Below are 13007 nucleotides of genomic sequence, written 5' to 3' on the forward strand. Positions count from 1 at the left end.
AAATCTGGCTCCGGCTGGCCTGCCGCTTGCAGGTCCGTGTCCTGACAAAAGGACATGCGTCATGACCACGATCAACACCGCCTACAGCAGCACGATCTATCCCGGCACCGTGAAGCCGGCCGAGACCCCACCGCCGGGTAGCACGACCACGCCGAAGCCGGTGATGGTCCCGACTGACCTGCGCCAGGATGTCGGCGTGGAAGTGACGCTCTCGCCCGCCGCCTTGCAGGCGCTGGCCCAGCAGGCGGCCGCCGTCGCCGATATGCTGGACGAGGAAGCCAAGATCACCGAGAAGCTGAAGCAGACGCTGTCGGCCATCTTCCTCGACAGCGCCAAGCAGGCCGATGAGGCCGACAAGGCGCTGCCCCCGGGACTGACTGGCGACGAGGCCACCGATGCCACCCGCAAGCTCGCTGCCAAGCAGGCCAGCGACTTCTTCGACGGCAAGGCCGCCAATCCCTTCCGCGGCAAGACGCCGGCCGAGCTGTCCGCCGTGATCATCGACAAGGACGGCAAATACACCATCAACGAACGCCGCGCCGCCTACAGTGAATTCGCGCGCCAGGACCATGCCCGCATCATGGACGACCTGACGCCGAAATCCGAATTCGACAAGAAGGTGAACGACGCTGAATTGCCGAAATCCGGCACCACCGAGCGCAATGCAGCCGCCAAGAAGGCGACCGAATTCCTCAATGGCGGCGGCAAGGTGAAGAACCCGCTGGAGGGCAAGACGCGCGACGAGCTGACCGCCATCATCGGCAACGACACCGGCGACTACACGGTCAACGAACGCCGCGCCGCCATGGCGCAGCGCGATGTGCTGGAAAAGGCCGTGCTGGCCAAATCGGTCAAGACGCTGACCTTCGACGAGAAGATGCGCGCCAACAACGAAAGCGTCGCCGGGGCCAGTGCCGAGGCGCAGGCCCGTGCCCGTCTGGCCACGCGCTACACCAATGGCTGGGACAAGACCAATCCCTTCGCCGGCCTGAGCCGCGAAGAACTGAATGCCATCGTGTTTGACGAGACCCGCAGCTATACCAGCAACGAGCAGCGCGCCGCCTTTGCCGAGCTGAAGCAGTATCTGCCGGCCTCGGCGATCCCGGCCGATCCGGCCGCCAAGCCGGATCCGAAAAAGACCGATACCAAGGCGACGGACGGCGACAAGACCAAGGCGAATGACCCCTACAACACGCAGGGCGCCTACAGCAAATACATGCTGCAGCAGCTGCAGCGCGCCAACAACACCTCCTACCTGCTGGGCCTGATGGGTGGTGGCAGCAGTGGCGGTGGCTACGGCCTGGCGAACTACCTGCGTGCCTGAGTTTCCGGATCGGTGCTGACATAAAAAAAGCCCCCGCCGTTTCGGGCAGGGGCAAGTCGGTAATCAGGGAGGAAACGCATACTCGAAACTCTGCAGGGCGGACCGATCAGCGGGGCTGGCCGCGCCCTGTGAGATTCAACATACGCCTTCCCGGATAAAGCGGGAGGTTACGGTCCGGCAACCTCACATTACGTTCCGGTAACCTCAGGCGACTTTCCGTAGCCGGATCATGCCGCCTTCGATGGAGCCAGGGTGGCTTCCACCTGGCGATCGAGATGCGCCACGAGTTCCACCGGCAACTGTAGCTTCTGCGCCAGGTTTTTCAGATAGGCCTGCTCGTCCGGATGATCCGGATCGATGGCAATGCGCGAGGCGAGATACAGCTCGGCGGCCTGCTCCTCGTTGGTGGCGCTGCCGCCCACGGCTTCCAGCGTGATCGGCTTCGACAGCAGATCAAACACAGCGCCCTTGGTTTCGGCATCCAGCTGCAGGCGCTCGATTTCGGAAAACAGGCGCTGCTGCTCCTGCGCATCGATATGGCCGTCGGCTTTCGCGGCGGCCACCATCGCCTGCACCAGCGCCAGCTCAAAGGGCTGGCCGTTGCTGGCCGGTGCCGCCGACGGCAGATACCGCGGCTCGACATTGGCGATGTCGGCCGGCTGTGCCACCGGCGCGCTGCCCGGTTTCTGGCCTTCCTGGTAATTGCGATAGGCGCGCCAGGCCAGCAGACCCAGCGCCGCCGCGCCGCCATAGACGGCGACATTGCCGGCCACGTTACGCGCCTTCTTGTTGGCGAGGATCAGCCCGAGCAGACCGCCGACCGCGAGCCCTTTGCCGCCACCGAGCGTGTCCAGCCCGCGTTTGGCGAGATCGGCATAGTCCGTCGTCTTGCCGCTCCCGCCGAATTTACCGCCCCCCAGCTGTTTTCCGCCGAGGAACTGGTCCAGCAGGGATTTCGCATCGATCATCGCTCGTCTAGCCTCCGTGACATGAGTTCGCGCGCCAAAGATCGGGATTGCAGGCACCAGCTTCAAGGCCGGTGGCGACTTCATCTTTTCGTCATGGCGCTGCTGTCGCCGCTTTTCAGCCACAATCATTCAGCCGCTGCCATGGATACGATCTGGCAGAGCGACATCCTGTTCCATGTGAATGCGGCGCGCGCGGCGCATCATCTCGCGCCGCTGCAATGGAATGCGCGGCTGGCGGATGCGGCAGCCGCACATGCCGCCGATCTGCAAAGCTGCCGCAAGCTGGCGCATGACGGCTGCGATGGCAGCAACCTGCCGCAGCGCGTGAGCCGCGCCGGTTATGCCTTCCGCCGCATTTCGGAAAATCTGGCGCTCTGTCCCTGCGACGCCGCAGCCGTCGTGCCGCTCTGGATGAACAGCGAGGGCCATCGCCGGAATTTGCTTGATCCGAATGTCACCGAGCTGGGCGCCGATACGCGAGTCGATGCGGCGGACCTGCGCCGCCAGCAATGGGTGCTGGTGATGGGACGGCAGTGATGTGAAAGACGAATACGCTAGTAAACACTATGGGTTATTTTGCTTGCTGCAACTGGAAGAATTATTTCTAAATAAAATTAATTTTAATGGGGAAATAGAAAATGGCCGCTCATAAGAAAGCCTCGAGAAAAGGCAAACCTCCTATAAAAAACAAAAAAGGGGCAGAGACAAAGGATATATGTTTTACCATCATGCCATTTGGTGGATGGTTTGATGACTACTACGAAACGATATATTGCCCAGCAATTGAAGCTGCGGGTTTAATTGGAAAGCGTGCTGATGACATATATCGGCCCAGCACAATCGTGCATGACATTTGGCAATATACTCAGAATGCAAAAGTCGTATTGGCAGATTTGTCTGGAAAAAACCCCAATGTTTTTTATGAGCTTGGCTTAGCCCACGCGGCAACAAAGCCCGCTATATTAGTAACTGACTCCATAGATGATGTCCCCTTCGATTTGAGAGCATTAAGAGTGCTTGAATATAATAAAAATCAGCCCAACTGGGGTGAGGAGTTAAGGCAGAAAATTACTGCGTCAATAAAAGAAATTATAGCATCACCACTACAGTCAGTTTTACCTGCATTCCTTACCGTTAAGAATGAATCAAAAAACTCGACTGTCTCTGAACAAGAAAAAGCATTCTTGGAATTGAAGAGTGACTTTGATTTATTGAGGCAGGAGATTGCGCACGTAGGGCGTCAAATCTCGCCCCGAGAAAGTCGCGTCAATATGCGTGAGGATCGCATTAATCCTGATGAAGCGAGAGAGAAGGTCAAATTATATTTGAAAAAAGGAATGCCGGAAGAAATGATTGTTAGACGCCTAACCGAAGTCGGAGCACCTAGATCCTGGGTAATTCGAAAAATTGACGAATACACTACAAAAAAAGAAAGTGAAAACACTCCCAATTCTTCTGAGTAATAAATCGCCTACTTTAACCCTGCCCAAACGCCAGCTTGAGCGCGGTGCCCATCTCCGCAATCGCCTGTCCGGCCTGCGGCATCACCTTGCCGAGCACCACGAAGCCGTGGACCTGGCCGGGGAATTCACGGAAAGCAACGGGCACGCCGGCCTTCTTCAGCGCATCGGCATAGGCCTCGCCTTCATCACGCAGCGGGTCGTTGCCCGCGACCAGCACATAGGCCGGCGGCAGGCCGGCCAGGCTTTTGGCGCGCAACGGCGAGGCGCGCCAGTCGTCGCGATCCGCCGCGCCGTTCAGATACTGCTCCTGGAACCAGTCCATCGCGGCGCGCGTCAGCAGGTGGTCCCTGGCGAAACTCTCATGCGACTTCGTATCCATGTGCATGTCGGTGGCCGGATAGATCAGCAGCTGGTAGCCGATCTTCGGCGCGGTCTTGTCGCCGTCCTTCAGCTTGCCGCGCGCCATCAGCGCGACCACGGCGGCGAGATTGCCGCCGGCACTGTCGCCGCCGACCGCCAGCTTCGTCGCATCGATGCGCAAGGCCGCCGCCTCGCCCGCCACCCAGTGCGCCGCCGCGTAGGCGTCTTCCACCGCGGCGGGGAATTTATGCTCGGGCCCCATGCGGTAATCGACCGAGACCACGGCGCAGCGCGCCTCGTTCGACAGCAGCCGGCAGGCCACGTCATGCGTATCGAGGTCGCCGATCACCCAGCCGCCGCCATGGTAGAAGACGACAACCGGAATCGGTTCCTTCTTGTCGACGCCGGCCGGACGATAATAGCGCAGCGGGATCGGGCCATGCGGACCGGGCGCGGCGATATTGTCGACCTCCGACATCTCCGGCGCCTCGGGCGTCACCGCGCCACGGGTTTCCTTGTAGAGCTGCCGCGCCCCTGCGGCGCCCAGCACGGTATATTCCGGGCGGTTCGCGGCTTTGACGGCAGCGAGAAAAGCTTCAGCTTCTTTGTCCAGCATGCGAGGCGCTCGTTTCTTGGTTTTCACCCCAGGGCTGGAAACAGTCCCCGCAGGCCATTGGCAAAGATTTGAACCGCAACGGCAGCCAGCAGCAAGCCGAAAATGCGGTTGAGGATGTTGATACCGGTCCGGCCGAGCCGGTCTCCGATCGGCCGCGCCAGTTGCAGAACGATCCAGATCGCCATGCATATCAACGCCAAAACGGCCACGCTCAGACCTTTATGCTGCCAGCCGGCCCCGCGCTCCATGTAAATAATCGTCGCCGAGATCGAACCCGGGCCGACCAGCAGCGGCATGGCGATCGGCACCACGCCGACAGCCAGGCGCTCGTCGCCCGATTTGTCGGCGGCTTCGGCATGCTCTTCCGGCGTGTGCTGCTGCAGGCTCATCTGCGCGTTGATCATGCTGAGCGACATCAGGAACAGCACGATGCCACCGCCGACCTGGAAGGCCGGCAGGCTGGCGCCGAGCAGGCGCAGGATCAAATCACCGGAAAAGCCGGCGATCACCAGGATGATGAAAACCGCCAGCGCCGCGGTGCGCGCCGTGGCGCGGCGCTCCAGCCGCGAACGATCGGCCGTGAGCATCAGGAACAGCGGGATCGCCGCGAAGGGATCCAGAATCGAGAACAGCGTGATGGCGAAGCGGACATAGTCGAGCGTGTCGAGCATGGCCGCCTGCCGTCAGATCACGAGGATTTTTTATCAAGCTCCGGCGCGTGGACGCGGATATGCAGCTCGCGCAGCTGCTTCATCGTCGCCTCGCTCGGGGCCTGCATCATCAGATCCTGCGCCTGCTGGTTCATCGGGAACAGCACGATCTCGCGGATATTCGGCTCATCGGCCAGCAGCATCACGATACGGTCGATGCCCGGCGCGATGCCGCCATGCGGCGGCGCGCCGAACTTGAACGCATTCAGCATGCCGCCGAACTTGTCTTCCACGACCTCGGGGCCGTAACCGGCGATCTCGAAGGCCTTGTACATGATCTCGGGCTTGTGATTGCGGATCGCGCCCGACGACAGTTCCACGCCGTTGCAGACGATGTCGTACTGATAGGCGTTGATGGTCAGAGGATCCTGGGTGTTCAGCGCCTCCAGCCCGCCCTGCGGCATCGAGAAGGGGTTGTGGCTGAAATCCACCTTCTTGTCGTCTTCGTTATACTCGAACATCGGGAAGTCGACGATCCAGCAGAACTTGAAGACATTCTTCTCGCAGATATCCAGCTCGTCGCCGATGCGGATACGGGCCTGACCGGCGAGTTTCGCGGCCGGAAGCTCCTTGTCGCAGGCGAAGAAGATCGCATCGCCATCCTGCACGTTGCCGAGCTTCTTCAGCAGGGCGACGCGGTCGGCATCGAGGAACTTGGCGATGGGCCCCTTGGCCTCGCCGTTGTCGAAGATGATGTAGCCCAGGCCCGCCGCGCCTTCCTGGCGCGCCCAGTCGTTGGTCTTGTCGAAGAAGCTGCGCGGGCGCGTGGCGGCGCCCGGCGCCGGAATGCCGCGCACCACAGCGCCATTCTCGATATTGCGCGCGAACACGCCGAAGCCCGAGCCGCGGAACACCTCAGTCACGTCGGCCAGGATGATCGGGTTACGCAGGTCCGGCTTGTCCGAACCATACTTCAGCATCGACTCACGATACGGGATGCGCGGGAATTCGGCCGGGCCGCAATCGCGCCCGTTGGCGAATTCCTGGAACACGCCATGGATCACCGGGCCGACGGCGTTGAACACGTCATCCTGTTCGACAAAGCTCATCTCGACATCAAGCTGGTAGAATTCGCCGGGCGAGCGGTCCTTGCGGGCGTCTTCGTCGCGGAAGCAGGGCGCGATCTGGAAATAGCGGTCAAAGCCCGACACCATGATCAGCTGCTTGAACTGCTGCGGCGCCTGCGGCAGGGCGTAGAACTTGCCCGGATGCAGGCGGCTCGGCACCAGGAAGTCGCGCGCGCCTTCCGGCGAGCTGGCGGTCAGGATCGGCGTCTGGAATTCCATGAAGCCCTGATCCGTCATGCGGCGACGGATCGAGGAGATCACCTTGCTGCGCAGGATGATGTTGTTGTGCAGCCGCTCGCGGCGCAGGTCGAGGAAGCGGTACTTGAGGCGGATGTCTTCCGGATATTCCTGCTCGCCGAACACCGGCATCGGCAGGTCGGCCGCCTCGCCCAGCACTTCGATGGTGGTGACGACCACTTCCACGCTGCCGGTCGGCAGGTTCGGATTGATCGTGTCGCCGGTGCGCGCGACCACCTTGCCCACCGCGCTGATCACATATTCGGAGCGCAGGCCTTCCATCTGTTTGAAAGCCTCCGAGCCGCTCTCGGCCACGATCTGCGTGATGCCGTAATGGTCGCGCAGGTCGATGAACAGCAGGTTGCCGTGGTCGCGCTTGCGATGGACCCAGCCGGCGAGTTTGACCTCGGTGCCGACCTGCTCGGAACGAAGCTGGCCACAGGTGTGGGTGCGGTAACGGGACATCGCCAAATCCGTTGAAAATCTCTAGGGAAATCAAAGGGGGAACAGGCCCGTTTAGGGCCCGAAAGTCAAGACAGATAGGGGCGGAAATTCACCGCCACCAGGGCCAAATTCCGCCGCCGCCCTGCCCGGCAGGGTTGGGCCGGCGAAAAGGGCATGCTAAAGCGGAACAATGCGTGACGATCCCACCCCGATTACCACCACCGAAGAGCTAGCCCGTTTCTGCGCCCCCCTGGCCACGGTCGACTATGTCACCGTGGACACGGAGTTCATGCGCGAGACCACCTACTGGCCCAAGGTCTGTCTCATCCAGATTGCCGGTCCCGACGAGGCCCGGGTGATCGACCCGCTGGCCGAGGGCCTGTCGCTCGAGCCTTTGCTGGAGCTGCTGCGCAACAAGGCCGTGCTGAAGGTGTTCCATGCCGCCCGGCAGGACTTGGAAATCTTCTACAAGCTGATGGGCGAGGTCCCTGCCCCGCTGTTCGACAGCCAGGTGGCCGCCATGGTCTGCGGCTTCGGCGATCAGGTGTCATATGAGCAGCTGGTGTCCAAGCTGGCCGGTGCGCAGGTCGACAAGTCCTCGCGCTTCACCGACTGGGCCCGCCGGCCGCTGACCGAGAAGCAGGTGCGCTACGCACTCGGCGACGTGACCTACCTGCGCAAGATCTACGAAAAGCTGAATGCCAAGCTGGTCAAGACCGGCCGCGCCGACTGGCTGCGCGAGGAAATGGCCCTGCTGGCCGATCCCGAGACCTATGAAACGCCGCCCGACAACGCCTGGCGCCGCCTGAAGCCGCGCACCGCCAAGGGTGAATACCTGGCCGTGCTGCAGGCCGCCGCCGCCTGGCGTGAAGTGGAAGCGCGCCACCGCGACATCCCGCGCCAGCGCATCGTGCGCGACGAGACCCTGATGGAGATCGCCTCGCATCCGCCGAAATCGGCTGACGACCTGGAGCGGATGCGTGGCCTGTCGAAGGGCTTTGCCGAGGGCAAGATGGGCCAGGGCCTGCTCGCCGCCATCTCGGCCAAGCTGGCCAGTCCGAAAGACACCTGGCCGGTGCTGGAGCGCGAGCCCGATCTGCCGCGTGGCATCGGCCCGCTGGTGGAACTGCTCAAGGTGCTGCTCAAGCTGAAATGCGACGACCACGATGTCGCGCAGAAGCTGCTGGCCAACAGCTCAGACCTCGACAGGATCGCCGCCGACGACAACGCCAATGTGCCGGCCATGCAAGGCTGGCGGCGCGAAATGTTCGGCGAGGATGCCTTGCGGCTCAAGCGCGGCGAGATCGCGCTGGCCGTGCAGGGCATGCGCATCAAGCTGGTCGATCTGAAGAAGTAGACCCTACTTCGCCTTCAGAACCCGCAGCTCTGCAGCGCGATTGAACGCCTTGCCAAGCGCTTCGACGCGGCGCTGCACCGCTTCGCCATCAAGGGCTGCATGCTGCGTCGGCAGTTCCAGCAGCAGACTGTTGCCGTTCGGCCGCAGCTTGCAGTCGGCCAGCACGCCGGGCACGCCGGCCGACAGCGTCTGCGCCAGACGCAGCGCCAGCCCGACGCGCTGGGCATAATCGATCTCTTCGGCCGTCAGCAGCTGCCAGGCTGGTGCTGCAATCGGATCGCTGGCGGTGCCGGTGTAACGGGTGTAGACGGCCAGCGCCAGCAGGGCGCGTTCGCTCTGGGTGATCGCGCCGAACGGTGCATGCAGGATGGTGCCGAGCGACTGTTCGCCGCGATAGTCGGGATGCACGCGCCAGCCGGTATCGGCCAGGATGGCGGCGGCGAAGCGGATGCGCTGGCGCTCCTGCGTGTCGCGCTCGAACAGCGGCGCGATGAAGCGGTCGATCTCCATGCCATGGTCGCCGAAGCGGTTTTCGCGCTCGGCCATGTGGCGGCAGGTCGCCAGCAGCGGATCTTCGCTGCGCTGGCGCTCGTCCAGCAGCGCATAGGCCAGGCCCTCGCGCAGGCCGTTGGCGGAGAACACCACATCCTTCGGCTCGAGAACCTTCAGCAGCCGGCGCATCACCAGTGCCGCCAGCGGCAGTGAATCCTGGCGCTTGCGCGGCACGCCTTCCACGCGGGTCAGCGATTCCTTGCTCTGCTTGGCCAGCAGGCGGGTGAAGTCGGCCGCCTCGTTCCGCTGCAAGGTATACTGGTGGATGATGTGCAGCGGGCTGTGCATCTGCGCCATGTGCACGCGAGCAATGGCGCGCCACGAGCCGCCGACAGCGTAGAGCGACTTGCCCTTCCACTTTTTCAGCCAGGGCACGCCGGCCAGCTTCTCGTCGATATAGGCCTTCACCACGGGATACGAGTCCATGCCGGCGATGCGCAGCGGCCCGAGCGGCAGCGTGACGCTGTCGCCCAGCTTGTGACCGTCCAGCGCGACGAGTTCGAGGCTGCCGCCGCCGAGATCGCCCATCACGCCGCAGGCATCGGGAATGCCCGACAGCACACCATAGGCCGAATAGGTCGCCTCTTCCTGCCCGCTCAGCACGCGCACGGTCTCGCCGGTCTCGCGTTCGATCTGACCGACGAAGTCGGCGCCATTGGCCGCATCGCGCACGGCCGCCGTGGCGACGATCTGCAGCGCGCGCACGTTCATGCGGCGCGCCAGCGTGACGAAGCGCCGGATCGCGGCCAGCGCCTGTCTGGCGCCGTCGGAATCCAGCGCGCCGGTCTGGCCCATGCCGCGGCCCAGGCCGCACAGCACCTTTTCATTGAACATGCCGGTGGGCATGCGCAGCGGATCGCTGAACACCACCAGGCGCACGGAATTGGAACCGATGTCGATAACTCCGAGCGGCAACGGCGAAGCGCCCGGCGCAGCAGCGGATTTGGCAAGCGATTGCGCGACGGCCACGAGACTCCTATCCGGCTTTCCACTGCAGCCGCGGCGCGGCGGCGGCTTTCTTGAGCGCCTTGCCGCGACCCGACAGGCTGGGATTGGTCATGAAATAGGTATGCGCGCTGAACGCATCCGGATCGGCCGAGACGCGCGTATACTGGTCGTCGGCGCCAAGATTCCAGCTCTGCGCCTGATCCTTCAGGGTCGCCACCATGATCTGGTCGAGAATCTGCTCATGCACGGTCTGGTTCTCGATCGGAATCAGAACCTCGACGCGGCGGTCGAAGTTCCGCGGCATCCAGTCGGCCGAGGAGATGAACAGCTTGGCCTCGGGCGACGGCAGGCCATGGCCGCTGCCGAAGCAGATGACGCGCGAATGTTCGAGGAAGCGGCCGATCAGGCTGCGCACACGGATATTCTCGCTCAGGCCCTTCACGCCCGGCCGCAGGCAGCAGATGCCGCGCACGATCAGGTCGATCTGCACGCCGGCCTGGCTCGCCTGATACAGCGCATCGATCACCACCGGATCGACGACACTGTTCATCTTGGCCCAGATCGCCGCCGGACGCCCCGCCTCGGCATGGCGGATTTCCTCGTTGATCAGTTCGAGCAGGCGCGGCCGCAGCGTATAGGGCGAGATCGCCACCTTCTTCAGGTTTTCCGGCGCGGCATAGCCGGTCAGGAAATTGAACAGATAGGTGGCATCGTGGCCGAGATCGTTGTCATCGGTGAAGAAGCTCAGATCGGTATAAACCCGCGCCGTGTAAGGGTGATAGTTGCCGGTGCCGAAATGCACATAGGTGTTGAGCTGGCCGCTTTCGCGCCGCACCACCAGCGAAATCTTGGCATGCGTCTTCAGCTCGATGAAGCCATACACCACCTGCACACCGACACGCTCCATGTCGCGCGCCCATTTGATATTGGCGGCCTCATCGAAACGCGCCTTCAACTCGACCAGCGCGGTCACCGATTTGCCGGCCTCAGCCGCCTCGATCAGGGCGCGCACGATCGGACTGTCGTCAGACGTGCGGTACAGCGTCTGCTTGATCGCCACCACATGCGGATCGGCGGCGGCCTGACGCAGGAACTGCACCACCACGTCGAAACTTTCGTAAGGGTGATGAACGACCAGATCCTTGGCGCGGATGGCGGCGAAGCAGTCGCCGCCATAATCGCGGATGCGCTCGGGGAAGCGCGGGCTGAAGGGCGGGAATTTCAGCTCCGGCAGGTCGTCCACGATCAGCCGCTTGGTATCGGCCAGACCCAGGATGCCGTCGACCACGATCACCGCCTGCGGGCTGACTTCCATTTCCTCGCAAACGAACTTGCGCAGGTCTTCCGGCATGTCGGCGTTGATTTTCAGGCGGATCACGTTGCCGCGCCGGCGGCGCTTCAGTGCGGTCTCGAACAGGCGGACCAGATCTTCGGCCTCTTCCTCGATTTCGATATCGCTGTCGCGCGTGATGCGGAACAGGCCCGAACCGAGAATTTCATAGCCGGGGAACAGCTTGTTGATGAATAGCCCGACCAGGTTCTCCAGCGACAGGAAACGGATGCCCTCACCCGGCAGCCTGACGAAGCGGTCGACCTGACTCGGCAGCGGCAGCAGCGCATTCAGGCTGCGACCGTCACGAATCCGTCGCATTTGCATCACCATTGCGAAACCGAGATTCGGAATAAACGGGAATGGATGCGCCGGATCGATGGCCAACGGTGTCAGAACGGGAAACACATGGGCGAGGAAATAATCCTCCAGCCAACGCTTGTCTTCGGTATTCAGCAGTTCGGGCTCCAGCACATGGATGCCGGCAGCGGCCAATTCGCGGGTCAGCGAGCGCCAGCAGACCTGCTGCTTGTTCATCAGATTGGAGGCCGCCTCGTTGATCTGCGCCAGCTGCTGCGCCGGGCTCAGCCCGTCCTGGCTGATTTCCTCGATGCCGGCGCGGATCTGGCCATGCAGACCGGCGACGCGAACCATGAAGAATTCGTCGAGGTTGTTGGCCGAGATCGACAGAAAGCGCAGCCGCTCCAGCAGCGGGTAGCGCGTGTTGTTGGCCTCTTCCATGACCCGCAGATTGAAGGCGAGCCAGGACAGTTCGCGGTTGATGAAACGCTCGCGCGGGCCCAGCGCGATCGGCGGACGGCCCGGCAGGACGGCCGCGCCATCGGACAACGGCAGTGTGGCCGGCTCGCCGGATCCGATTCGGGAAGATTCCGCTGTCTTTTGCATGGTTTGACGCCTCTGTCGTTGCCGGACGCCCTGGCGGGCTTGGGCCCGGTCGACGCCTTCGGGTATAGGTCTAACCATCGTTTATGTCAAAGCGGCGACAACCCGGCCCGATCGCCGAAATGAAGGATAACCCCATGCTCCGCCTCTGGCTTTTGCGCCACGCCAAGTCCGCCTGGGACGACCCGAAACTGGACGATTTCGCCCGTGCCTTGAGCGCCCGCGGCAAGAAGGCCTGCCGGGCGCTGGCCCGCCATATGGGCGAACGGGCCATCCATCCCGACCTGGTGCTGTGTTCGCCGGCCACCCGCACCCGCCAGACCTGGGAGCGGCTGGAAAAGCGCCTGAGCGGCGACGCGCCGCCCAGGGTGCCGGGCGAGCCGCGCGCGCGCTTCGAGCCCCGGCTCTATCTGGCCGAAAGCGCTACCCTGCTGGCGCTGGTGCGCGCCGCACCGGCGGCGGTGCGTGAGCTGCTCGTGATCGGCCACAATCCCGGCCTGGAGGACTTCGCCAGCGACCTGACCGGATCGAGCGCCGGCGACGCGCTGGACCGCCTGGGCGACAAGTACCCGACCGGCGGCCTGGCCGAACTGACCTTCAACGCCAAAAACTGGGGCCAGGTGGCGCCGAAAAGCGGCTTCCTTGCCAGCTTCGTGGTGCCGGCACAGCTGGCGGACTGAAACAGCCGGGCCCGTCACAGGACTGGCCCAGAGACTGGCATCGCACGA

The 13007-nt window shown here is 63.0% G+C and carries 11 protein-coding genes; 5 read left to right on the forward strand and 6 right to left on the reverse strand.

Translation table 11 applies throughout. The features are described 5' to 3' along the window. The first annotated feature begins 61 nt into the window (after positions 1-61). Positions 62-1324: a hypothetical protein gene (locus FNB15_RS19170; RefSeq protein ID WP_144258260.1), complete on the forward strand. Its 1263-nt coding sequence runs from the start codon at positions 62-64 to the stop codon at positions 1322-1324. A 227-nt stretch (positions 1325-1551) separates the two neighbouring features. Here FNB15_RS19170 and FNB15_RS19175 read toward each other — a convergent pair whose 3' ends face one another. Beyond that, positions 1552-2421, reverse strand: a complete 870-nt coding sequence (locus tag FNB15_RS19175) for a tellurite resistance TerB family protein (protein WP_246068733.1) — start codon at positions 2419-2421, stop codon at positions 1552-1554. A 12-nt stretch (positions 2422-2433) separates the two neighbouring features. On the opposite strand from FNB15_RS19175, the gene FNB15_RS19180 reads away from it, so the two are divergent. Together FNB15_RS19180 and FNB15_RS19185 are read left to right on the forward strand one after the other, a co-directional pair. Continuing rightward, entirely contained in the window at positions 2434-2829 is a 396-nt protein-coding gene (locus tag FNB15_RS19180; protein ID WP_185973621.1) for a CAP domain-containing protein, read from the forward strand. A gap of 101 nt (positions 2830-2930) precedes the next feature. After that, positions 2931-3755 carry a hypothetical protein gene (locus tag FNB15_RS19185; RefSeq protein ID WP_144258263.1) on the forward strand — a complete coding sequence of 275 codons (825 nt, stop codon included), beginning with the start codon at positions 2931-2933 and terminating at the stop codon, positions 3753-3755. A 13-nt stretch (positions 3756-3768) separates the two neighbouring features. Here FNB15_RS19185 and FNB15_RS19190 read toward each other — a convergent pair whose 3' ends face one another. From FNB15_RS19190 to aspS, 3 genes are read right to left on the reverse strand one after another with little or no spacing between them, the layout of a single operon-like run. After that, a complete protein-coding gene (locus FNB15_RS19190) occupies positions 3769-4731 on the reverse strand; it encodes an alpha/beta hydrolase (RefSeq protein WP_144258264.1) in 963 nt (320 codons plus the stop codon). Between the two features lie 23 nt (positions 4732-4754). After that, on the reverse strand, positions 4755-5402 hold the full coding sequence (locus tag FNB15_RS19195; protein ID WP_144258265.1) for a MarC family protein: 648 nt from the start codon (positions 5400-5402) through the stop codon (positions 4755-4757). Positions 5403-5419: 17 nt separating this feature from the next. Further along, positions 5420-7210 (reverse strand): aspartate--tRNA ligase, encoded by a 1791-nt coding sequence (gene aspS / locus FNB15_RS19200; RefSeq protein ID WP_144258266.1) that lies wholly within the window; start codon positions 7208-7210, stop codon positions 5420-5422. A 169-nt stretch (positions 7211-7379) separates the two neighbouring features. Between aspS and rnd the strand changes: the two genes are divergently transcribed. Next, a complete protein-coding gene (gene rnd, locus FNB15_RS19205; RefSeq protein ID WP_144258267.1) occupies positions 7380-8546 on the forward strand; it encodes a ribonuclease D in 1167 nt (388 codons plus the stop codon). Positions 8547-8549: 3 nt separating this feature from the next. Here rnd and FNB15_RS19210 read toward each other — a convergent pair whose 3' ends face one another. Further along, positions 8550-10067 (reverse strand): Ppx/GppA family phosphatase, encoded by a 1518-nt coding sequence (locus tag FNB15_RS19210; RefSeq protein ID WP_144258268.1) that lies wholly within the window; start codon positions 10065-10067, stop codon positions 8550-8552. Between the two features lie 7 nt (positions 10068-10074). After that, positions 10075-12282 carry an RNA degradosome polyphosphate kinase gene (locus FNB15_RS19215; RefSeq protein ID WP_144258269.1) on the reverse strand — a complete coding sequence of 736 codons (2208 nt, stop codon included), beginning with the start codon at positions 12280-12282 and terminating at the stop codon, positions 10075-10077. Positions 12283-12416: 134 nt separating this feature from the next. On the opposite strand from FNB15_RS19215, the gene FNB15_RS19220 reads away from it, so the two are divergent. Next, positions 12417-12959: a SixA phosphatase family protein gene (locus tag FNB15_RS19220; RefSeq protein ID WP_185973622.1), complete on the forward strand. Its 543-nt coding sequence runs from the start codon at positions 12417-12419 to the stop codon at positions 12957-12959. Positions 12960-13007: the final 48 nt, after the last annotated feature.

This window comes from Ferrovibrio terrae, from assembly GCF_007197755.1.
GTDB classification, from domain to species: Bacteria; Pseudomonadota; Alphaproteobacteria; order Ferrovibrionales; family Ferrovibrionaceae; genus Ferrovibrio; species Ferrovibrio terrae.

Bases quoted from the DNA above. Each gene is read 5' to 3' on its own strand.
- FNB15_RS19170 (WP_144258260.1), top strand. From the start codon at position 62: ATGACCACGATCAACACCGCCTACAGCAGCACGATCTATCCCGGCACC.
- FNB15_RS19175 (WP_246068733.1), bottom strand. From the start codon at position 2,421: ATGATTGTGGCTGAAAAGCGGCGACAGCAGCGCCATGACGAAAAGATG.
- FNB15_RS19180 (WP_185973621.1), top strand. From the start codon at position 2,434: ATGGATACGATCTGGCAGAGCGACATCCTGTTCCATGTGAATGCGGCG.
- FNB15_RS19185 (WP_144258263.1), top strand. From the start codon at position 2,931: ATGGCCGCTCATAAGAAAGCCTCGAGAAAAGGCAAACCTCCTATAAAA.
- FNB15_RS19190 (WP_144258264.1), bottom strand. From the start codon at position 4,731: ATGCTGGACAAAGAAGCTGAAGCTTTTCTCGCTGCCGTCAAAGCCGCG.
- FNB15_RS19195 (WP_144258265.1), bottom strand. From the start codon at position 5,402: ATGCTCGACACGCTCGACTATGTCCGCTTCGCCATCACGCTGTTCTCG.
- aspS (WP_144258266.1), bottom strand. From the start codon at position 7,210: ATGTCCCGTTACCGCACCCACACCTGTGGCCAGCTTCGTTCCGAGCAG.
- rnd (WP_144258267.1), top strand. From the start codon at position 7,380: ATGCGTGACGATCCCACCCCGATTACCACCACCGAAGAGCTAGCCCGT.
- FNB15_RS19215 (WP_144258269.1), bottom strand. From the start codon at position 12,282: ATGCAAAAGACAGCGGAATCTTCCCGAATCGGATCCGGCGAGCCGGCC.
- FNB15_RS19220 (WP_185973622.1), top strand. From the start codon at position 12,417: ATGCTCCGCCTCTGGCTTTTGCGCCACGCCAAGTCCGCCTGGGACGAC.